At 36.8% G+C, this 22,708-nt stretch carries 21 protein-coding genes; 7 read left to right on the top strand and 14 right to left on the bottom strand.

The features are described 5' to 3' along the window. The first annotated feature begins 59 nt into the window (after nt 1-59). Nucleotides 60-935 carry an NgoPII family restriction endonuclease gene (locus tag AB2Q86_RS01770; protein ID WP_003729127.1) on the top strand — a complete coding sequence of 292 codons (876 nt, stop codon included), beginning with the start codon at nt 60-62 and terminating at the stop codon, nt 933-935. Between the two features lie 249 nt (nt 936-1,184). Here AB2Q86_RS01770 and AB2Q86_RS01765 read toward each other — a convergent pair whose 3' ends face one another. The 3 genes from AB2Q86_RS01765 to AB2Q86_RS01755 all read right to left on the bottom strand — a co-directional run bounded on the left by AB2Q86_RS01765 (nt 1,185) and on the right by AB2Q86_RS01755 (nt 4,697). Next, entirely contained in the window at nt 1,185-2,846 is a 1,662-nt protein-coding gene (locus AB2Q86_RS01765) for a DUF262 domain-containing protein (RefSeq protein ID WP_012582026.1), read from the bottom strand. Between the two features lie 261 nt (nt 2,847-3,107). Then, on the bottom strand, nt 3,108-3,536 hold the full coding sequence (locus tag AB2Q86_RS01760) for a hypothetical protein (RefSeq protein WP_012582027.1): 429 nt from the start codon (nt 3,534-3,536) through the stop codon (nt 3,108-3,110). A gap of 15 nt (nt 3,537-3,551) precedes the next feature. Then, nucleotides 3,552-4,697, bottom strand: a complete 1,146-nt coding sequence (locus AB2Q86_RS01755; RefSeq protein WP_012582028.1) for a hypothetical protein — start codon at nt 4,695-4,697, stop codon at nt 3,552-3,554. A 113-nt stretch (nt 4,698-4,810) separates the two neighbouring features. Between AB2Q86_RS01755 and AB2Q86_RS01750 the strand changes: the two genes are divergently transcribed. Further along, nucleotides 4,811-5,197, top strand: coding sequence for a DUF1433 domain-containing protein (locus AB2Q86_RS01750; protein WP_003728040.1), 387 nt, complete (start codon nt 4,811-4,813; stop codon nt 5,195-5,197). Between the two features lie 57 nt (nt 5,198-5,254). Here the strand turns inward: AB2Q86_RS01750 and AB2Q86_RS01745 are convergent, their stop codons facing one another. The 3 genes from AB2Q86_RS01745 to AB2Q86_RS01735 form a co-directional block, all read right to left on the bottom strand. Continuing rightward, on the bottom strand, nt 5,255-6,337 hold the full coding sequence (locus tag AB2Q86_RS01745; protein WP_012582029.1) for a low specificity L-threonine aldolase: 1,083 nt from the start codon (nt 6,335-6,337) through the stop codon (nt 5,255-5,257). A gap of 182 nt (nt 6,338-6,519) precedes the next feature. Continuing rightward, nucleotides 6,520-7,071: a hypothetical protein gene (locus AB2Q86_RS01740; RefSeq protein ID WP_012582030.1), complete on the bottom strand. Its 552-nt coding sequence runs from the start codon at nt 7,069-7,071 to the stop codon at nt 6,520-6,522. 99 nt (nt 7,072-7,170) lie between these two features. Continuing rightward, nucleotides 7,171-7,752: a hypothetical protein gene (locus tag AB2Q86_RS01735; RefSeq protein ID WP_012582031.1), complete on the bottom strand. Its 582-nt coding sequence runs from the start codon at nt 7,750-7,752 to the stop codon at nt 7,171-7,173. Nucleotides 7,753-7,951: 199 nt separating this feature from the next. Between AB2Q86_RS01735 and AB2Q86_RS01730 the strand changes: the two genes are divergently transcribed. The 5 genes from AB2Q86_RS01730 (at nt 7,952) to AB2Q86_RS01710 (ending at nt 13,271) form a co-directional block, all read left to right on the top strand. After that, nucleotides 7,952-8,293, top strand: a complete 342-nt coding sequence (locus tag AB2Q86_RS01730) for a PTS lactose/cellobiose transporter subunit IIA (RefSeq protein ID WP_003722921.1) — start codon at nt 7,952-7,954, stop codon at nt 8,291-8,293. Continuing rightward, complete coding sequence (locus tag AB2Q86_RS01725; RefSeq protein ID WP_012582032.1) at nt 8,286-9,677, top strand: glycoside hydrolase family 1 protein; 1,392 nt, start codon at nt 8,286-8,288, stop codon at nt 9,675-9,677. Before AB2Q86_RS01730 ends, AB2Q86_RS01725 begins: the two co-directional genes overlap by 8 nt. Before the next feature lie 15 nt (nt 9,678-9,692). Then, nucleotides 9,693-9,983: a PTS sugar transporter subunit IIB gene (locus tag AB2Q86_RS01720; protein WP_003722919.1), complete on the top strand. Its 291-nt coding sequence runs from the start codon at nt 9,693-9,695 to the stop codon at nt 9,981-9,983. Between the two features lie 4 nt (nt 9,984-9,987). Next, the gene (locus AB2Q86_RS01715) at nt 9,988-11,301 is read left to right on the top strand and encodes a PTS sugar transporter subunit IIC (protein WP_003724230.1); all 1,314 of its coding nucleotides are present in this window, start codon (nt 9,988-9,990) and stop codon (nt 11,299-11,301) included. A 98-nt stretch (nt 11,302-11,399) separates the two neighbouring features. Continuing rightward, nucleotides 11,400-13,271 carry a BglG family transcription antiterminator gene (locus AB2Q86_RS01710; RefSeq protein ID WP_012582033.1) on the top strand — a complete coding sequence of 624 codons (1,872 nt, stop codon included), beginning with the start codon at nt 11,400-11,402 and terminating at the stop codon, nt 13,269-13,271. Nucleotides 13,272-13,276: 5 nt separating this feature from the next. Here the strand turns inward: AB2Q86_RS01710 and AB2Q86_RS01705 are convergent, their stop codons facing one another. The 8 genes from AB2Q86_RS01705 to yycF form a co-directional block, all read right to left on the bottom strand. Then, on the bottom strand, nt 13,277-13,915 hold the full coding sequence (locus tag AB2Q86_RS01705; RefSeq protein ID WP_012582034.1) for a DUF998 domain-containing protein: 639 nt from the start codon (nt 13,913-13,915) through the stop codon (nt 13,277-13,279). A 64-nt stretch (nt 13,916-13,979) separates the two neighbouring features. Beyond that, nucleotides 13,980-14,459, bottom strand: coding sequence for a 23S rRNA (pseudouridine(1915)-N(3))-methyltransferase RlmH (rlmH, locus tag AB2Q86_RS01700; protein ID WP_012582035.1), 480 nt, complete (start codon nt 14,457-14,459; stop codon nt 13,980-13,982). Between the two features lie 687 nt (nt 14,460-15,146). Continuing rightward, nucleotides 15,147-16,649: a serine protease HtrA gene (htrA, locus tag AB2Q86_RS01695; RefSeq protein ID WP_012582038.1), complete on the bottom strand. Its 1,503-nt coding sequence runs from the start codon at nt 16,647-16,649 to the stop codon at nt 15,147-15,149. 97 nt (nt 16,650-16,746) lie between these two features. After that, nucleotides 16,747-17,577 (bottom strand): MBL fold metallo-hydrolase, encoded by an 831-nt coding sequence (locus AB2Q86_RS01690; protein WP_003729142.1) that lies wholly within the window; start codon nt 17,575-17,577, stop codon nt 16,747-16,749. Nucleotides 17,578-17,696: 119 nt separating this feature from the next. Next, complete coding sequence (locus tag AB2Q86_RS01685; protein ID WP_003729143.1) at nt 17,697-18,536, bottom strand: two-component system regulatory protein YycI; 840 nt, start codon at nt 18,534-18,536, stop codon at nt 17,697-17,699. A gap of 2 nt (nt 18,537-18,538) precedes the next feature. Then, a complete protein-coding gene (gene yycH / locus AB2Q86_RS01680; protein ID WP_012582039.1) occupies nt 18,539-19,861 on the bottom strand; it encodes a two-component system activity regulator YycH in 1,323 nt (440 codons plus the stop codon). Continuing rightward, on the bottom strand, nt 19,858-21,690 hold the full coding sequence (gene walK / locus AB2Q86_RS01675; protein WP_003729145.1) for a cell wall metabolism sensor histidine kinase WalK: 1,833 nt from the start codon (nt 21,688-21,690) through the stop codon (nt 19,858-19,860). Before walK ends, yycH begins: the two co-directional genes overlap by 4 nt. Nucleotides 21,691-21,874: 184 nt before the next feature. Beyond that, complete coding sequence (gene yycF, locus AB2Q86_RS01670; RefSeq protein WP_003729146.1) at nt 21,875-22,588, bottom strand: response regulator YycF; 714 nt, start codon at nt 22,586-22,588, stop codon at nt 21,875-21,877. Nucleotides 22,589-22,708: the final 120 nt, after the last annotated feature.

The following is a 22,708-nucleotide window of genomic DNA, read 5'->3' as shown; positions in this document are numbered from 1 at the left end:
TTATTTCATGAGATAATATAGAAAGCTACTTACTAAATAAAAGGCTATGGTGATATTAAATGAGTGAATATTCAAATGTGTTAATTGCTTTAAGTAATATACTAGAGAGAAATTCTTGTAGATTAACACCAATTTTCAGAGGTAATGGTGCTGCAAATGCAGCAGGAGACTCATTAGAATTTTTTGTGAAAGATATGTTTTGTACTGGAGCATCTGCATATTCTCATCAAATTGAAAAAGAAAAACACTATGATAAATATTTAAGTTGGAAAGGTAATAGCTCTAACTTTCCTGATTTTATCATTAAGGAAGGTGTAGGGGTTGAACCTAAAAAAATGAATGGAAAAGGCGTTGGTAATTTAGCGCTTAATAGTTCATTTCCTAAAGCATATATCTATCCAGATACTCAAAACCTTCCTATTAAAGAATTGATTATGGAATCACAGTGGGAGAAAAAAGAAATTGTATATGTAGTAGGTAATCTGAATGAAAAAGATGATAAACTTTATAGATTATGGTTAGCATATGGTAACACTTTTATTGCAAGAGAATCCATATATTTAGATTTAAAAGAAAGTATTAAAGAAGCTGTAGTAGATCTTCCGGATGCAATATTCGTTGATACTAAAGAATTTGGTCGGATAAAAAAAGTGGATCCACTCGGTAATTCAAATTTACGATTAAGAGGAATGTGGGAATTATCACATCCAGAAGTAGTCTTTCAAAAATATTTACAAATGAATGAGATACCAGAAGATGCTACCAAAATAAACTTGATTATCACAGAGAATGAGTATGAAAATCTTTCGGACAAACCAGACTTATCTCGTTATTTCAATGAAAATAGACTACAAGTCCAAAAAATATTAATTCCAAATCCCAATAATTTAGAAGAAGAGATTTCTGCATATTTATTTGAGGCCTTCACTGATTAAAATACATATAGAACTAACTAGAAATATGAAGTAATAAGCCTCTTAAAGTTAGACAAAAAAACTAACTTTAAGAGGCTTATTTAATCAACTACATATGATTATAAATTTAAGAAACAAACAGTGAGTATCTATCAAATGAAATAACACAAAAATTAATTAACTAACCAAAGCATATTTCAGAGTATAGTAATTATCTTCGTTAAATAATTACTTTAACATGCTTCAATTATCTAGCTCAGCATAAACATATCAAACCTTCCAAATATTAACTGCAACCTCGGCTAAGATTTTTTGTCGTTCTTGAATTGTCTCTACGGTCCACTCTTCATAATCCAACAATTCTTTCGTCAACTGTACTTGCGAATACTCATATACTTCTTTTTTCTCATTAAATATTTTATTAGTAGATTTTTTATTATATTCCCCACCAAGTAAAGTAAGATTGCCCAATTTCCATAGATACTCACCATGATCTTCTTTAATAATGTCCCAATCAGTCGCTTTTACAGGCATAATATGTTCAATATGAACTTTATTGTTATCATCTAACACAGTAAGTTCCTTCGAGTAACTATCATTAATCTTTTTCAAAATGTATCTTATACTAGGCTTATTTTTGATCTCAAAACTGGAAAAATTATGTAAAAAATCGTTATCTGCTACAATATTTTTTCGTAATAAGCTCATAATCTCGGTGAAATCTTCAATATCTTCTTGATAAATTCTAAAAGCAATTTTCGAAAACTCTATTTCATATTTATTTGCAACTAAGCCTGACACCACGAAATTCCTTACCACTAATACTTCAATGCATGAAAGGACTTCATATATCTCTTTAAAGTCATAGCCTTTCTTCACCATTGCTAATATTATAGGATAAAAAGATTTTGCTCCAAGTATATTTATATCAGCTAATACTTTTTGGATATTCGCATCAAAGAAATTATCTTCTGCTGGATTAACCATACCACTATATACTTCAGATAGTTTGAGTAAATCTTTCATAAAATTATTAGCTTCTAATGGTGTTGTTATTTTTTTTCTTATTACTTTATACAAATCTTTTTCTCTAATAAATGAATTTTGGGAATTCCAAAAATGCCGAATATACTTAGTAGTATCAATCTTCCCAAGAAATTCTAGCATTTGTTTCCATTCTTCTTTTACAACATCAATTTTCTTATTCGCAACTCTAAACAAATGATTCTTCAATAAGTCAGCTGTCTCTAAATCTCTTCCTCTAGCATTTAATGTCTCAAAAATAATAAAAGCTTCATTTATGTCATCTGTTTCTACAAACATAACAGAGCATTTTTCAGTAAAAGTACTAAAAAACTCTTTTAAAACTGTATATTTATTCTCCAAAGTTTCAGCTGAGTCCATGGATTTTTCTAGTTTTTTATAAAAATAGTCATAAGCAAAATCTATTCTTTTTTGTGAGTTAGTTAACTTTTGCTTCTTTTTTGTTTCTGGCGTCATAAATTGAATTCTATTTGAAAAGTATTCTTTATCATTCTCACCAAGTATTAATTTACGTTCATCTCTAGTTTGAGTATATCTCCCAATAAATTTCGTAGTAATGTCCTCAGCATCAAAACGCGCATCTTCCCAACCATAATCATGTATTTTTATAAATAAATCTCTCATTGCTGCTAACAAAATAACCGTTGTACTTGTTCTTTGTTGTCCATCAATAATAAGTTTTTCATCTACTTTTTTATCGATGTGTATTACAATTTGTCCAAAAAAATGACTTTCAGTTTCACCATTTATGATTTGACTTAAATCCATCCATAAGTCTTCTAACTCAGTTTCTTCCCAAGAGTATTCCCTTTGATAATCCGGTATTTTGTAAACATTCTCCATTATGTATGACCCTAAACTTCTAAAATTACTATTAATAATGCTCATACTTCCATCCCCCATATATTCTTTATATTAAATTTATCTTCCTAGTTCTATTATAGTAGAAATAATGATTCTAAATGTGACTAATTATTTACATTTGACCATTAAAAACAGCATCAAAAAGATATAAAAACATACTTTTTGTCAAATTAAGTGAAATAATACATAAATAAACTAAAAATCAACTTTTGAATATGCAAAAAACCAACACAATTTCATGTATTGGTCCACAAGACTAGACTTCATTTAGTTTTCATCGCTATATTAATCCATTCTGATACTTTCTTTACAAATAACAAGAACCTCTTTTTGCTCTTCCAATTCTTCTTCCCGAATATTCCTCATCCAACTTTGAACAGCTTTTGCAGTTCTGGATTCAAATGCATCCGCTAATTTATCTTGAATAAATTTTAATTCATCTCCAATTTTTTCATTTTCTATTTGAATCATATTCATTTCATCTCTAGTTTGCTGAGTTAGTTTTTCTACTAATTTTTTTGCATCTTGATTTAAAACTTTTAATTGCACTTGTTTTTTCAAAATACTTTCTGCTGCAAGTAAATTCGAACGTTCTCCTTCAGTTAAATCTTTTTTCTTGAGTTCTCGTTCAATAATTTTAAGTTGATAGCTCGTATCATATGCTGTCTCACCCATTGCACGGGCATATTCACGTTGATAAGTATTGCCATACATAGTTAATCACTCCCTTTAATTATTATTAGAAATCCATTCTCCTAAATATGTATCTGCTTCTCGAAAAGACTGGGCTGCATCAATAAGTTCTATTTGAAAATTTTTCAATAGTTTACACGTATGATGATTCATTTCATAATATCTTTCAAACTCATCCGGGTTATAAAAGCAATAAACACCATTTTTATATTTTGTACATAGTTCTGTTAAAACATCGTCTATATCCCAAGTAGACAATTCACTATATGCTCCACCAATCCCTATTTCATCCTCTAATTGATTTTGTATTTTCTTGGAACCTAGTTGTAGATCTTTTTCAATATTCGCTAAGTCATCATTACTCGTTTGCAGCGAATGAATAATCCTGTCAATGTCCTGAGCATACCTAATAATAGTATCTACATCTACTTTTAACTTCATCGTCCCGTCGCTAGAAAAACAGCCTTCAAATGTTTCATTGTAGTGCCCTGGAATGGCTCCAAAAACTCCTTTGACTCCAACTTCTACTTTATTTCGTTCCGCTATATATTGGGAGCCTATGATAGGTGAACCAAACTGGTCAAAAGTTCCAATCATGTCATCATCATGCGTGAAATCAGTAATCGACTTATTATAAAAGCCTTCACGAACTTTCTTTTGCTTATCTTCAGGTAGTAATTGATAAATATTGGGAGCAGCATATGTAGTTGCATTAAAATCATGTAAAATAGAATTATAATGAGAGAGCGCGCCACCTAAACTATGACCAGTAGAAGTAGGATTTTTAGGATTGAATTCTTTTAGGACCTCTTTTGTCCATTTTTCAGATACTTGAAAAGGATTTTTTGATTTTCTATCTAAGCTAGTTCTTGTATTTGTACCTGCAAATACATTAATAATATCGCTACCGAAATCTTTTGACTCTTTTGTTCCTCGATAAACAAAAACCATGTTATTATAGTTGTAAGAGATTCTTCCATCTTTTCCTTTTTCTTCTGGAACAACTGCAAAAGCTTGTGTATCAGTCGCCTTATCATTCAATTTTGATACTACTTTCCAATTACTTTTTGTTCTGTCACTTAGTTCAATGTTAATTTTTTTACTATTTAATGTGCCATCTTGATAAACAGCCTCGGAAAGCTTGAAATATTCTTCATCAGTGAAAGCTTTTTTAGTAGTCAAATCAATCATCCTTTCATCTCTGGAGGTCTTTTATGTCAAAACGAACTAAAATTATTATACTAGTTATTGTGCTAATTGTCACAATGTTATCCATTCTAGGAGGTTACTTTTATATGCAACATCAAGAGCAAGAAAAAAAAGACCAAGCTTTCTTTAATGACCAAAAAGAAAAAATAACGATATATCTTAAATATAATATTCCAGACTTTAATACAGTTACTTTCACCAATGAAGAATTTAATCCTATTGGCACAAGTATTGATGGATACATAAATAATGATAAAAATCTGAGTTTTACTGCAGGTAAAGACGTCAAAATTTTTAGTTGCTCTGAAGAACTTGATAAAATGTTTAAAGAACCTAGAAAAGGTTACGATGAAATTATAGAAAAAGAAGAGACGTCCATAGAAATACCCAGAGAAAAAACTAAGACAATTGATGAAATTCTATCCGAGCTAAAATCTTATGAAGATCAAGTAATCACTCGAAATAAAATATAATTTATACTAAAAAAGACAAGCTACTATAGAAAATAGCTTGTCTTTTTATATCCAAATTTATAGTTTAAGTTCCTTTTCCAAACATTCAAAAGCAGATTCCAAAATCTCCACCGGTATCTCCGCAAACGCATCCCCAACCGAAACCTCAAACGCACAAACATCCGCCGATTTCTCCTGCAAATACCCCGAAATCCCAACGCCAGTTTCATCCTGAATCTTCGTCAAAATCGCCCCAATCTCATCAGCCGACTTCTCAAAATAAACATGAAACATATTAGAAACCGGCACTTCCGGCACAGTCTTCACGCCCGAACACGAATTAAATCGCTCAGCCAATCCTTTCGCCGCCTCAAAATATTCCGCCATTTTCCCAATCCGTTTTTCAAAATAATAATCTGCGGACAAAATATATGGATACAGACTAATCAAATCCCCACCATACCGCCGTTTCCAGATTTTCGCCTCTTGCACAAAATCATCATTCCCAGCCAAAATCGCCCCAGCAATCCCGCCAATCCCTTTGTAAAACGACACATACACACTATCAAACAGCGCACAAATTTCTTCCGCAGACTTCTGATAAAATGGCGTGATTTCCCATAACCGCGCCCCGTCCAGATGTAACGAGATACCCTGTTCATGGCAATAATCCGAAATCTCCTCAAGCTCTTCAAAAGAAGGCAGTTGCCCACCAATTTCTCGTTGAGGAAGTTCGATAAGCACACTAGAAACTGGCTCGCGAAGACTTTTAATATCGTCAATTGTCACAAGTCGATTCGCCGTACCAAGTAATATTGGCGTGATTTGCTGCAATTCTTTTAGCCCGTCTTGTTCGTGAATCTCCAAATGAGAGAGCGGATGATATGCTACGCACCGATTCTCTTTCCGGTCAGCCCAAATTCTTAACGCAATTTGCTGAGCCATCGTCCCACTTGGGAAAAATACTGCAGATTGTTTCCCGAGAATTTTCGCAATTTTTGTTTCAAAATTCCCAATAACTGCACCGTTTCCGTAAATATCGCTTTCTAGGTTATCATCTATATTTTGAAGTGCTTCTGTAAGAACACCAATATTGCGCGGACCGTTTCCGCCTAGTTTATAAGCTGTTTTCTGGTAGCTGGTTTTTAGTGTTGTTGTCATTTTGGTTCACTCCTTTTACGATATACTTTCTAAATTCATCTATATTATACCTAGAACTCAAGCCTATTGTAAATTTAACTACGGTAACAAAAAACTATCCTCTCGAGAAATCTCAAAAGAATAGTCTTTACAAATAAACCTTTAAAAATAGATGGTTACAACGGATTCCCGTTTCTTATAACTTAATTTTTCTTATACGTTTCTTTAACCATAGCGTTCTCTTTTTTATCTACTTTTTTCAAAATTAAATTCTCATTTTCCAGTTCCATAGAAAACTCATATTCCCTTTCTGCTTTAGTATCCAAATGATACTCATTTCCTTTTTGTTCACTTTTCATTATCTTGATAACATCCTGAGCTTCAAGTGCTTTAAGAGCTTTTTGTACGTTTTCTTTTTCACTTTCTGTTTCATAACCATATACTTTTTTACTAGTTACAGGACCATCATATTGATATTCATTGCCATTTTTTTGTTTTATTTTATAAGAATTAGTCAGGACAAATTCATCATATATATACAATTCTTTTACATTCCCAGCTGCATTCATTTCCAGATCATGACTCATCATATTTGACTCATCCGTATCCTTCATATCCGTCCCATCACTAGCACCTATACTAACTGATTCCAACTTCCATTTCCCAGTATATTTACTATCAACAACCGCTTTCCCACACCCTGCTAACAAAAGTAACATCCCTAAAAAAATAATACTTACTAACTTTTTGCTCATCTAGTTGCTCTCCTTTTGTATAATGAACGGGTATTCTTGTCCTATTCCTTATGCTATCCTAAACATTTTACTTCCACTTTTTAAAATTTCACCTATAGCTTATTTTTTAATATATATATCTTTACTAGAATAATTCTCTTTTTCGTAAACAGCTTCTTTAATTAATTTTTTGTCCGATAAATACATAAAGAACGTAAGGTCCTGCATTTGTTCGGTTTCTATATAATATTCGTTACCTTTTTGCTCGCTTTTAATAATTTTAACAAAATCTATTTTTCTTTTTAATTCCAATACTTTTTTCACATACTCTTTTTGGGCTTCTGTTTCATATTTAAAAACTTCTTCAGAAGTTAGAGAACCATCATTCTGATACTCATCGCCACCTTTTGACTTTATTTTAAAGGTAAAAGTTCTAGCACCGTCATCATCTACTATCACTTCTTTTATAATCCCATTACGATCAATCTCGAATTCTCTACTATAATCATGATTCACTTCTCGATAACCCGTTCTATCAATCTTACCAATACTAACCGTTTCCAATTTCCATTTTCCTGTAAATTTACTATTTATAACTTCTTTATCATCAACAACTTTTTTGTTCTCAACAGGCACTTTACCGCAGCCTATCAATAAAAATAATGCACTTACTAAAATAATACCTATCCACTTTTTGCTCATCTAGTTGCGCTCCTTTTGTGTAAAAATGATGAAGTACTACATTTGATCTCAATCTAGCGACTTCTCTACAATCATATCCTAGTACCGAAAAAATTCCAACCTACAATAAACCAATTTCCACTTCCAAAGTGGCAAATAATAATTTCACCTCCCCCATTTTTCCAGCTATAGTAAAGACAAATCAAAAGGAGGTCTTTACGTGACAGATAGCAACGAACTAACAACAGAACTGGATTCCATGGCGATCATCTTACACGCCGGGAATGCGAAAAGTTGTGCTTTTGAGGCACTGAAAGAAGTAAAACAGCAAAACATCGAAGCTTTCACGCAGAAAATTACTGAAGCGAAAGATGAGATTAAACTGGCGCACCGAGCGCACGCGGAACTTTTGCGAAAACTATCTTCAGAGAACCGAATGAGAGAGGTGGATTTACTGCTTGTTCATGCGGAAGGTCACTTGTCTTCTACGGATATTGCCGTGGAAATGATTCGGGAACTGGGAGAAATTTATCAATGGAAATGGAGTTTATCTAATGAATAATAACTTTTTATGGGGAGGTGCAACGGCCTCTTATCAATGTGAAGGTGCTTGGGATGTGGATGGCAAGGCGGAATCGATGTGGGACTACTACTTGCACGAAGCAGGTCTTGAGAATGGCGATGTGGCGAGCGATCACTACCACCGCTACGAGGAAGACATTCGGATGATGAAAGAAGGCGGACAAAATTCCTATCGTTTTTCCTTATCTTGGCCGCGAATTATTAAAAATAGGCAAGGTGACATCAACTTAAAAGGGATCGAATTTTATCAAAACTTGCTAGATACGTGTAAAAAATATGATATTGAGCCGTTTGTGACACTTTATCATTGGGATTTGCCGCAATATTGGGAAGAAACTGGTGGCTGGTTGGATCACGACGTTTGTGCTGCATTTGAGCATTATGCCAAGGTTTGTTATGACCATTTTGGCGATAAAATCACGAATTGGACTACGTTTAACGAGCCAAAATGGTTTGTTGCTAACGGATATAAAATCGGCAACTACCCGCCCGGTTATCAAGATACGCAAAAAACGATGATTGCCGCTTATAATGTAATGTACGCGAGTGCTTTAGGCGTGAAGGCTTTTAAAGAAGGTGGCTATCCAGGGCAAATTGGTATTGTTCACAGCTACACGCCGGTGAACGGTGTCGATGAAAGTATTGAAACGAAAATTGCGATGCGCTACGCTGATAACTATTGCAACAACTGGATTCTCGACACAGCCGCACTTGGCGAATTCCCGGTTGATCTCATTGCCGAACTAGCAAAATCGCACGACATCAGCTTTATGAAAACAGACGAACTACAAACAATTAAACAAAACACTGTCGACTTCATCGGCTTAAATTACTATTCGCGCACGCTCGTTAAACCATACACTGGCGGCGAAACTCAGCTACAATTCAACCACAGTGGTAAAAAAGGCGAAAGTAAAGTTCTTATCAAAAACTGGTTCGAACAAGTGAAAGATCCCGCCAACGAAACAACCGAATGGGACACAGAAATTTATCCAAAAGGCTTACAAGATGGCTTAATCGAAGCTTACGAACGCTATCAATTACCACTTTATGTGACAGAAAACGGCATTGGTGTTCGCGAAGACGTTTCTGTGTCACAAGTAGATGATGCCTACCGAATCGCCTTTATGAATGACCATATTAACGCCATTTTCAACGCAATCGATGCTGGTTGTGACGTTCGCGGCTACTACGCTTGGTCTCCGTTCGACCTTTATTCTTGGAAAAATGGTGTCGAAAAGCGTTACGGACTTGTGGCAGTTGATTTCGAAAACAACCAAATCAGAAAACCAAAAGCTTCCTACTACTGGTTCAAAGAAATGATTGAAAGTCAGGGAAAACTCATCAAACGAAGAGAATTTTAAAAAAGGAGCAGGAAAATGAAAAATATCATGTTAGTTTGTAATGCTGGTATGTCTACAGGAATGCTTGCGAAAAAAATCGAAGCCGCTTCTGGCAACACATTAAACGTCACTGCTTATAGCGAATCCGAGTATACCGATTATTTGGACGGTGTCGACCTCGTTCTTATCGGCCCTCAAATCCGTTTCCTTATGCCACAAATTAAACAGGCCGTCAGCGTCCCAGTCCATGCCATTTCACCAGTAAAATACGGCATCATGGATGGCAAAGGGGTTTACGAAGACATCCAGAAATTAATAGGAGGATAAAAACATGCGATTTAATACCATTAGCGAAAAAATGGATCAATATATTTCCCCGCTGGCTAACAAACTTAGCCAGCAACGCCATTTGAAAGCAACCAGAGATGCCTTTATGTCCATGCTGCCAATTACATTGTTTGGTTCAATTCCGATTATTTTGAAAGCGGCTCCAGTAACAGATGATACGAAAAACGGCTTCCTGCTTGCCTGGGCTAACTTCGCTGAAAAATATGATTTAATCCTAAATTGGATTAGCGGAATTACACTTGGCGCCATGTCGTTATATATTTGCGTCGGTATCACGTATTATTTATGCAAACACTACCACGAAGATTTCTTACGCCCACTCATGTTTTCTATCGCCGGTTTCTTTATGCTCGTACTTAACCCAATCAAAATGGGCTGGGACGGCAAAGAAGTCGACATCAGTTTCCTTGATGGACGCGGAATATTACTCTCGATTTTCGTCGCCATCGTTACCGTAGAAGGTTATCACTGGATGCGCAAGAAAAATGTCGGTCGAATAACCATGCCTGATAGCGTCCCAGCCTCACTATCCGAGACATTCGCAGCCTTAGTTCCTGGTATTATTTTAATGACCTTTTTCTCGATTATCTTTATCATTTTCAACCTGCTAGACACAACTGCCATCCAATTCTTATATGAAAAAATGGCGCCGAGCTTCAAAGCAGCCGATAGCTTACCATTCACAATTCTAAGTATTTTCCTAGTTCACTTATTCTGGTTCTTCGGTGTGCACGATGCCGCACTTGCCGGAATTCTAGGCCCAATTCGTGACGGAAACCTTTCAATCAACGCCGCTGAAAAAATGGCTGGACAAGATTTGACGAATATTTTCACGACACCATTCTGGACATATTTCGTTATCATCGGTGGTTCTGGTTCCGTTCTCGCACTTGCCTTTTTAATGATGCGATCCAAGTCCAAACAACTAAGCACCGTCGGGAAAGTCGGCTTCTTACCTTCCATATTCGGAATTTCTGAGCCGCTAATTTTCGGAACACCACTAATGCTGAATCCGATTTTCTTCTTCCCGTTCATTTTTACATCCGTATTCAATGGTGTCATCACCTATCTTTGTATGTATTTCGGGATTGTCGGAAAAACGTTCGCCGTCTTCTCCTGGCAAATGCCCGCACCAATTGGAGCATTTCTATCCACCATGGACTGGCGAGCCATCGTTCTCGTATTCATCCTGATTTTCTTAAACGGCCTAATGTACTACCCATTCCTAAAAGTGTATGAGAAAAATCTCGTCGCTTTAGAAAAAGAAGCCGAAGAAGAAAACATCGCTGCTAATTAATAGCCACTTAAATAGAGATTGGGACAAAAAAACTCGTCTCTTTCTCTATTTGGTGTTGTATAATAACAATAGGTTAAGGGAGAATTAGGGGGGATATAATGACTATTTCAGAAAGGCAACGTTCATTGTTAGAAAAGCTTAACGACAGCCAAAAGACAGTAACAGCAAAAGCACTTTCAGAAATGTTAGGCGTTTCTTCCAAAACTGTGCGAAATGACATTATGCAAATTAACCAGTCATTTAGTTCCACAATCATCGCATCAAAAGCTGGCAAAGGCTATTTTCTAACGCCAAATGAGCAGCTTTCACAAATAAATCTAACCAAAAATAACGAAAATCTACATTTTGAATTATTACGCCATATTATCGAACAAGATCATACCAATTTCTATGATTTAGCGGATCAATTTTTCATTAGCGAATCGACGTTATCTCGTATTATTAAAGAGCTCAACGCGGTTATCGCTGAAAAAGATGAGTCGCTATGTATTATTCGAAAAAACAACGAACTAATAACCGAGGGAGGCGAAGAAGAAAAGCGCCGTATCTTCAATCTATTCCTCAATCAGGAAATCGAAAATCATCAATTAAGCCTAGATAAATACGCCGATTACTTCGATTATTGCAATCTAAAACAACTTTCCGAGCTTATTATTGCCTACCACAAAAAGAATGAATTTTTCATGAATGATTTTTCGACGATTTCGTTCATTTTGCATATCGCCGTTTTAATTGAGCGCATTAGTATGGGCAGCTATATAGAGCGAACCGCTTTACTCGAGCAAGATAAAACTAGCCTTGAAATGGCGGAGCACCTAACCGAAACGTTAGAAGAAGAACTGCAAATCGATATTCCAACCCAAGAACTAAGCTATATCGCCCGGCTATATTCTGGCAAACTAGCGACAACTTCCACCATTGACGCAAAAGTTTTTGGCAGCGTTGTCACTCGGCTCCTTGAAGCAGTGGACCAAAATTTCCATATTGACTTTTCAGCTGACGAAAAAATAGCCACCTATCTAGTGGCCCACATTTCAGCCCTTTACAAAAGAGCCAATCACAAACAATATTTAACCAACCCACTCACCGAAGAATTAAAAAACAAGTTCCCATTTATTTATAACGTCAGTGTTTATGCCTCTGCCTTTATTCAAAAAGAGCTTGCGATCACTTTCCCAGATGACGAAATCGCTTATATCGCGTTACACTTTCTGTCCGCTTCAGAAACAATTAATCACGGCAAAAAGAGAAAGATACTCTTAGTTACCCCGTACGGCGCAGGCAGTCAACGCTTAATTCATAATCAACTAAAGAAAATACCTGATTTTTCGATTGATTTACTCGTTTCCCAATCCATTTTCGACATAAAACAATTCACCTTAGACAAAGAAATTCACTTAATTTTAACCGCCGAACCATTAAACCTAACAACCGACATCCCAGTCTATCACTACGATTTGCTTTTAGCAGAGAGCGATTTGCAAAAAATCAAGCATATTTTAGAAACTAAGCAAAAAACGGAATCAATCTCCAGAAAATTTTTCAAAAAAGAACTGTTCTTTCCAAAACAAAACTTCAAATCAAAAGAAGAAACCATCACCTTTCTTTGCGAACAATTAACTGCATTTGACTACTGCGACCCCGATTACGTAGCAAAAGTATTCGAGCGCGAACAATTATCAAGCACCTGTTACGGCAACTACTACGCCATCCCACATGCCATCCAGCGAAGCGCGAAAAAAAATGCCGTCGCCGTATGCTCACTTGATAAACCAATCGACTGGGGCGGAAATCGCGTCAAACTCGTCCTCCTACTCACTATGAAAGAAGAACGCGACAACTCTTTTGAAGAATTATTCGGCCAACTCGTAACCATCTTAAACGAACGCAGCTTCGTCAAAAAACTAGCAAAACAAGAAGATTTCCAGCAATTTATCGAACTTTGCGAACAAAAAACCCTAGATTCTTAAACAATCTAGGGTTTTCTAATCCGATCAATTCCAAAAACAACAATCGGTAAATAATTAAAAAAGAAACTAATCCGCTGGCAAAAACCAATTTCATCTAAAACTGGCAAGTCATTCACAGCAGGAATCCGCGCAAGCCCATAAACACCAGCCGACAGCAAACTAACAATGAGTAAAACTAGATAGATATTGCTGCGGGTTTTATCGCCAGTTTTCCGGTAAAGAATGACCAGAAACAACGGAAAAATCAAAAATCCCGCATAACCAAGCCCCGAGCCAATATTATGCACCCAAGTCGAAAACGTCCAGCTCGCCTGCTCCGTATCAATACTAAACAACCCGGTAAAAATACAATCGCCAATCCCATACAAACCAATCGCAGAAGCAAGCAAAATCGCCAAAGTCCGCGAAGTTTTAACAACGCTCTGATAAATCGCCGGCAAAGCGAGCACAAAGAACACCCCAGACACCACCGACCAAACCAAAAACGCTCCCCGCACCGGACTAGCCACATCCCCAAACACACTCATAACCCGTGTCATTTGGTTTAATTCTGGGTAAAAAATTCCAAGTATGTAAGGCGTTAGAAAATCACTCAAAACGCCGAGTAATAAAAAGTAAAAACCGTATTTTTTTAGAAAGACCATTTTCAACACTCCTAAAAATTAATTCTGTTTAGTCGGATGAAATAACGCATTCATCCGATTTATTTCACTTATGATAAGGCTCCCCCCGAACAATCCGAAACGCCCGGTAAACCTGCTCCACCAGCACCAATCTCATCAACTGGTGTGGCAGCGTTAACCTCCCAAACGAAATCCGCTCATTACTCCGTTTCAACACCGCCTCACTAAGTCCTAGCGATCCACCAATCACAAACGTCACCTTACTCTTACCATAAGTCGCCAGCTTATCCAAATCCGCCGCAAATTCTTCACTCGACTTCATTTTCCCATCAATCGCCAGCGCAATCACATGGGCATCGTCCGGAATCTTCGCTAAAATCCGCGCACCCTCTTTATCTTTCACTTGCTTCATTTCCGCATCACTCAGCACTTCCGGAGCTTTCTCATCCGGAACTTCCACAATCGTTACTTTCGCATAGGCGCCCAATCGTTTTAAATATTCGGCGATTCCTTGCACTAAATATTTTTCTTTTAATTTCCCGACCGTTACAATTTGGATATTCATTTATGCCACCCTTATCTTTTTTAATACTTTTATCATACATCAAAAATCCCTCATTGCACTAGTCAAAATAAAATAAGAGCAGCTTTCCATAAAAAGTTATTCCACAGGTTATCCCGCCCTTATACACAAGTTATCCCCAAAAATTATCCACATATCCACAAGCTGCTTCTCTATTTTGTGTCCGAACGTATATTCCCCACAATATATATGATAGCCAAATTTCACTATCCACAGCTTATCCACAGGTAAAATCGTCACCTAACTATTCAAAACTCAAACTCCACCAAACAGTGGAACCCCTTCTCCTACAATCAATCTCGCGAATCAAATCTCTATGTAAAGTTATTTTCCTTGTCACATATCCAGCTTATAAAAAGTAAAAATGTGGATAAATGGCTTTCTATCCACATTTTTCTTTTTTGACCTATATTTTCGCAAAAAATGTGTTTTTTTCAAAAATAAATCTGTGTTTATTGATTAAATTATCAAAATTGTTCTTTTCCACAAGATATTCACTGCTTACACACAGGTTATCCACAGAAGTTATCCACATATCCACAAACTAGTTCTATATTTAGTAGGAGAATTCTTGTTCTCTACCATATCTATATCCGAAAAAAATCGCTATCCACAAGTTTTCCACAGAAAAAAAGCCATCCTCTTTTTCAAGAGAATGGCTTTTTGTTATCATGTAGTTGTTTTTGCTGCTTCTAATTTAATATCTGTGGATTTTTCTTTACCGTCACGATAGTATTTCACTTTGACTTTATCGCCAATTTTCACGTCGTTACCGTATAGAATTTTGCGTAATGTCATGGAGTTTGTTACTTTTTGGCCGTTTAGTTCAACAATAACATCGTATTGTTTCAAGCCTGCTTTGTCTGCTGCAGAACCGGATACTACTTGTTGTACCATTGCGCCATAATCTACGCTATCAGGTAATTTCAAGATATTTTTTTGTTGTGTTTCTGGAATTGTATCAACGTCACGTAAGGATACGCCTAGAGATGGACGTTCTACTTCGCCTTTTGTTTCTAGTTGTTCGATGATTGGTTCTACTGTGTTACTTGGAATTGCAAAGCTAATACCTTCTACATTTTCCATCGAAATTTTCATTGAGTTAATACCAATTACTTGGCCTTCAATATTAATTAAAGCTCCACCACTGTTACCAGGGTTAATAGCTGCATCTGTTTGGATAACATCTGCTTCCCAGTCTTCTGTTCCGTCGCCATTTGTATCAACTGGTACTGCGCGGTTTAGACCGGAAATAATACCTTGCGTTACTGAACCGGAAAATTCTGTTCCAAGTGGACTACCAATTGCAATTGCTGGTTCGCCAAGTTTTAATGAATCAGAATCTCCAAATGCAGCAACTGTGCTAACATTTTTATCATCAATTTCGAGAACAGCTAAATCGTTCCATTCATCTGTTCCAAGTAATTTTGCTTCGGATTTTTTACCGTTTGTAAAAGTTACTTCTAATTTATTTGCATCCGCAACAACGTGATTATTTGTTACGATGTAGGCTTTTCCATTTGCTTTTTTATAAATAACACCAGATCCTGAGGAAGCTTCTTGTTCAGAAGTTGTTGTTCCATCAAGGGATGAAGATGATTGGTAATTTAGTACACTCACTACCGCATCTTGCACTTTGTCTACTGCTTTTGTTACATCTGATGTTGTATCTACTGAAACTTTTTCTACTTTGGTAGCTTTATTATTCGAGTTTGAAGTTGTATCTGCGTTGTCGCCATTATCCCAAGCGACAAAGAAAATAATAAGTCCTCCGATAATAACACCAATAAGTGCTGTTAAAAAGTAACCAATAAAGTGTTTGCCGCGTTTTGGTGGTTCGCCGTTCCCGTTACCACTTCCGCCATTACTCACTCTATTAGGTGGAACTGCCCCGCCACCAGTTGTCCCAGCACGTCTTGGTCCTGGAGCTGGTCTAGCAGGTTCTGATTCTTTATTACTTGCTTCTTCAAAAAATGCATTTGTAGAACTTGCCTCGGCTGCATCTTCTGTTGCTCCGGCAAACTTCTCACCTTCTGGGGTCACGCCCTCTACAATAGGAGTTTCTTGGACTGGTTGCGAGCTCTCGTTAGTATGTAAAGTCTCCTCGACCTCTCTTTTTGGCGTGCTTTCTTTCTCGCTGTTTTCATTTAAATTCTTTTCTTTCTCGTCCATGTCTTCCTTCCTCTCTGCAAATTTCGCATTTATATACTTCCATAATAAACCCCAAATATGAAAAAACGATGAAAAAGCTTTAAAAAAACGGTGAAACTCAAATAGTAAAGATGGACGTAGCGTTATCAGGATCTGTGTCAAAAATTTCTAGTTTGCCGCCAACATCAATTCCTTCTGCCATAAGTGTTTGCGTTACGCTCATTCTCGCAAGTTCTTTCATATTGTTGTCTTTACTAAGATGTCCCAAATAAATTCGTTTAGTTTGATCGGTAATAACTTCACTCATTGCTATCGCTGCATCTTCATTGCTCACGTGTCCCTCGTCACCAAGGATTCTGCGTTTTACATTCCACGGATAGCGTCCCATTCGAAGCATTTCTACATCATGATTACTTTCAAAAAGATAAGCATCAGCCCCCGCAATATGTCCTTTCATTCGGTCGCTCACATAGCCCGTGTCCGTTATCATTACAAATTTTTTATTCCCTTTATGAAATATGTAAAACATCGGCTCAATCGCATCATGAGAGACGCCAAAAGATTCCACTTGCATACTACCAAAGGATTTTACTGTTTCCATATCAAATTGGAATTTTTGGTCTGAAGAAACTTCACCAATCATATTATCCATTGCTTTCCATGTTTTAGCATTGGCATAAATAGGGAGTTTGTATTTACGCGCAAGCACCCCTAAACCTTTAATATGGTCTGAATGTTCGTGAGTAATTAGAATCGCGTCTAAATCGTTCATATCACGACCAACTTGCGCGAAAAGTCCTTCCATTTTCTTGCCACTCAAACCACAGTCAATCAGAATTTTTTGGTCTCCTGTTTCGACAAGTGTAGCATTGCCTGAGCTTCCACTGGCTAATATACTAAATCGGATTTGGTCCGTATCTTTTTCCGTTAAAATTTTATTTGCGAACATTTTTTATCCCCCTAAAGGCTTATATATCTTTCATTGTAACGCTAATTCAGTAAAATTGCATGCCCTATCGTTTGAAAAAGCCAACCTAATTTTTCATAATAATTAGGTTGACTCGTTTTTTATTTGGCTTTCTGACGGCTTGATAATTCTGTACCTGGTTCGGTGGTTGATTTGTTTTCTGATTGGTTAATTACTTGTTCGTCTTTAGCATTTACGAGGACGTAGTTAGTTTCACCAGAATGTTTTACTTCAAAGCACCAAACTGGGAAGTATACATTTCCAGAAGGAAGCTGTACGGTCGTGTAGTAGCCAAATGTTGCAGAAACCACGTCGCTGTCTTGCTTCAATTCTCCGTGCTGATAAACTGCCTCTAGTGCATCTGTTGCTGACATTAAATTGGTCTTATCTTTTAAATCATCTTGCTTCGACATCCAAGTTTGCTCATACGAGATTACTCGGTCATCTTGATCTAAATAAAAAGTAATTTGGCCCGCTTCATCAAACAGAACCATATTGTTATTAATTAATTGATTAAAAGTAAGCGTCCGCGCGTCCTTATCATAATTCCAGAATTGGTAAGACTCCCCGCGATAAACACTTGATTCCATAAATTTTTGAAACTCTGGATTGGTCCCTTTTTTGCCAGCTTTTACTGGGTTTTGTAGGACAGAATAGATTTGTTTATTGTTATCTTTCAGTGTAATTGCTTGTCCTGTAAAGTTGCTTACATCTTTTGTTGTAAATGCAGCTCGCTCTGTAGTGAAAATGGAACCGCTCGTAGGTTTGGTCGACAAATCCGGATGGGAAATATTATCTGCTTTTAATCGTTCTTCTAACGTCTCATTTCCGAGTGTATCTGGGTCATCCGATAACTGCTTGTTGAAAAATATTACTGCTAAAAAGACATTAAGAATAAGGAGAGTCACAATAAAAATCATTTGTGTTTTACGCCAATCCATTTTTATTCACCCGCCTTTTCTGCGTCTGGTTGGAAGATGAACCATTTATCATGATACTTGTACAGCCATGTTGGTTCTAGAGTCACAAGGCGATTCATGCCCGAAGATTCGCTTCGTGTCATATGATAGCCAGGAACAATATCTTCAATTTCTTCTGCTTTGACGTTTGGATTTTGAGCCAGAGCGTTATAGACCGAATAAGAGGATGGTAGCGTTACTTCTTTTTTCTCTCCCGGAACATCAGTATCTAAGCGGAAAAATGGTCTCATGTATTTATAAACTGCTTCGAGTCCTTCTGTTACGGAAATATCCGCCATACCATTCTCATTGTATACTTGTAAATTATCAATGAATAAACTGAAATTAGTCGTCGCACTTTCCCCAGCATAACCTGTGAAGTAGTAAGCGCCGTCGCCAGTCCAGCCAGCGTGGTCGTTCACAAAGTTAAAACTATCTTGAATAAGTCCAGCTCGTTTGACACTGCTAAGGTCTTCCGGATTCGTGCGTTCTTGCGATGGGTTTACATACTCTAATACTTTGTTATCTGTATCCATTTCAATGACACTTGAGCCATCCGTGTAGGTGTTTCCTTCACTTTTAACAGTACCAGAATCTTGGAATAGTGCGGACGTGAATAAATTAATTTCAAGCGAATCGATGATATATTTTTTGCGATCTAGTTTTGTTTTTTCAGAGCTTAAGAAAAGATTGCGTTTGTTTGAAATTAGTTTATCATTTTGAGTCAGCTTGCTTTCATTCTTTTTAACAATTTTTTCGATTTTATCGATGTCTTTATTTTGAAGTGAGCTTTGGTAAATATTTTCTTGATCGTCATTTGCGAAATAAACCGAGTGTAGCCCGGTATCCGTATTATTAACATCAAACACAATTCGATTAAAGAACGCCGATTCAAGCCCTTCCCCTTCTATTTGAAAAATTTGAGCAAAAATAGAGAACGGGATATTATTGGGGAAAATGATCTCGATTGTTCCGTTTTTATGGATTAATTTCTCATAGTCTTCACTACTTTTTTTATTAGCTAATACTACTTCCGAGAAACTGAAGGCTTTCCCTTGTGCCATTAGTTCGTTTAATAAATCATCATCTAAACTTTGGTAATTACTTTCATTTGCATTAACAGCTAACTTGTATGGTTTGAATACTTGTGAAGTTGTCATTGTTTTATCAATGGTTGTTTTTTCCACTTCTTTTACATTAATTGCTTCGTAATCAGGTTGTCCCTTCCAAATAAAGTAGCTTAGGACGATGCTGAGTACAACTAAAATGGTTAGTACAAATGAGCGAAATCCTGTTTTTTTCATCATTCCCAATCATCCTCCGGTAAGTCACTGTATGGCAGGGTGAATTTAATTATGGTCCCTTTGGTTTTATTACGTTCGGCCCAAATTCGACCGCCATGTGCTTCGATAACTTCTCGAGCGATGGCAAGCCCTAACCCTGTTCCGCCCATTTCCCGCGAACGAGCTTTATCTACGCGGAAGAATCGGTCAAATACATTCGCTAAATCTTCGTCTGGTACGCCTAAACCTTCATCGGCAATACTTACTTCAATTTCATCTTCAAATTTCTTCAGATAGAAGGAGATGCGGCCGCCATCTGGTGAATACTTGTTGGCGTTAGAGATAATATTATCCAGCACTTGCATCACTTTATCTTCATCAATTTCGATAATAACTGGTTCTCTTGGAATGTGGCGTTTGAACATGATTGTTTCTTTTTTCATCATTTCAAAACGGTCAATAATATGATTAAAGAAATCCGTAAAGTTCACGAAGCTTTTTTCGAGTTGCTCTCTGCCGCCGTCCATTCTGGAAAGTTTGAGCAAATCATTAACTAGGCGAATCATACGCTCTGTCTCATTTTGTGTTACTTCAAGGAAGCGTGGGGCAATTTCTTTATCTTCCCATGCACCATCGCTTAATGCTTCTAAATAACTGTGCATACTTGTAAGTGGGGTTCTTAGTTCATGCGATACGTTGGATACGAAGTCGCGACGTTCTTGGTCCACTTTTTCTTGATCAGTAATATCATGAAGTACTGCGATTACGCCATTGTTAAAACCAGTTTCTCTTTGGATAACGGAGAAATTAGCGCGAAGTACATAAGGTTTGTCGAAAGTACTGCGGTCCATTGTTAGCGAACCATCAACTTCCATCAAATCTTCAAATTGGTATGTGTCTCCAATATCTAACACATCAATAATAGAGCGCCCATTCGCACTTTCATGTTTTACACGTAGCATTTTTTCTGCGGGCGTATTAATAAGAATTACTTTCCCGCGGCGGTCTGTCGCAATTACGCCATCGGTCATATATGCGAGTACGGAGGAAAGCTTGCGTCGTTCCCCTTCTGTCATCGCTTGGGCTTCTTGGACTCGTTTCGTTAACGTATTAAAGGAATCCGCTAGTTCTCCAATTTCATCGACACCGTATACTTTAACTTTACGGCTGTAATTCCCGCGAGCCATCGCATAAGCTTGTCGTTTCATTTCAACAATTGGCTTAGTAATCGTTCTTGATAGCAAAATTCCGAGTACTGCGGTAATAATCATCGCAATCAAAGTACCTGTGATGAAAATATTTGTAATATCATCTACTTGTTTATAGACACTTTCGATATCGGCGACAAGATAAATAGCCCCTATCACTTTGCCTTTATTTTTGATGGAGGATACGTTCACCCAAACGCGGTTATTTTTATTCGATTCGTCTTTATAGATTTTGTCCTCAGAAGTCGTTCCAAGTGACAGCGTTCTTTTTACAAGGGGATCATTGCTTTTTTGACCAACAATTCCTTGATTATTTAAATTAGATGTACCGAGAATTTTTCCTTTATCATCAACTATTCTTACTTCGATTAAGTTGCTACTTGCGCGAGAAAAGTCGACTAAGAGTTCTCTAATATCATTTTGTAACTTTACGGAGTTATCGCTATTTTTAATAATTTCTTCTCTAGCGTTGTAATCCAAAAGCGTAATACTGTTCGTAATAGAATCTTGAAAATTCTTCTCCAGTTGCCCTTCCAGTTCACGTACAAAATACGCGCCGATTACTTGCATTGCAACAATAATTAGTAGCAAATACATAATAACTAACTTAAATTGTACAGACTGAAAAAATCTCATTTTATGCATAAGTCTTTCTACTCCTATTCGGGGTAATATATTTAAATTAGTATACCATATGTTATGGGGTAGACGTATTGTTTTTCCTGTTAATTGGGTCGATTTATTTATAAAAATAGTAGCTACGTATGCGAAAATACCCAAAAAAAGTGGTCGCCGAATTTTTTTCACTTCGGCGACCACTTCTTGTTATTTATTCTTGTTCTGGATTGCGTAAATAATAGCCCACTCCGCGTCTTGTTACTAACCACGCTGGGTGACTTGGGTTATCTTCAATTTTTTCACGTAAGCGACGAACGGTAACGTCAACAGTACGAACATCACCGAAGTAGTCATAGCCCCAAACGGTTTGAAGTAAATGTTCACGTGTCATAACTTGCCCCATATGTTTTGCTAAGTAGTGTAGTAATTCGAATTCACGATGCGTTAATTCGATAGTTTCTCCACGTTTAGAAGCCACATATGCGTCTGGATGAATAATAAGAGAACCGATTTCTAGTTCGCTGTTTTCTTCTTCCTCGGCTGCGCTTGAGCTTACTTGGCTGTGACGGCGCAAGTTGGCTTTCACACGAGCAATTAATTCACGGTTACTGAATGGTTTCGTTACATAGTCATCTGCACCAAGTTCTAATCCGATAACTTTGTCAATTTCGGAGTCTTTCGCTGTGACCATAATTATTGGCATATCATATTTTTTACGAACTTCACGACATACCTCGATACCATCACGACCTGGAAGCATAATATCGAGTAAAATCAAATCTGGCTGAACTTCTTCTACAAGTTCTAACGCTTCATCGCCATCATAGGCGCAATATACATCAAAGCCTTCTTTATTTAGATTAAACTTAACTATATCCGCAATCGGTTTTTCGTCATCTACTACAAGAATTTTCTTTTCTGCCATTTTTTTACAGTCCTCTCATTCCTGGATTTCGCCGGCTCTAACCGGGACAGATAATTTAATGCTTAAAACTCTCACTAAATGCTTTAAATTCCGGCTTGTCTTTTTAAAACAACATGCTAG

Origin of the sequence: Listeria monocytogenes, assembly GCF_041765605.1 — a bacterium.
Lineage (GTDB): Bacteria > Bacillota > Bacilli > Lactobacillales > Listeriaceae > Listeria > Listeria monocytogenes_D.
This window is presented reverse-complemented; position numbering and strand designations above follow the sequence as displayed.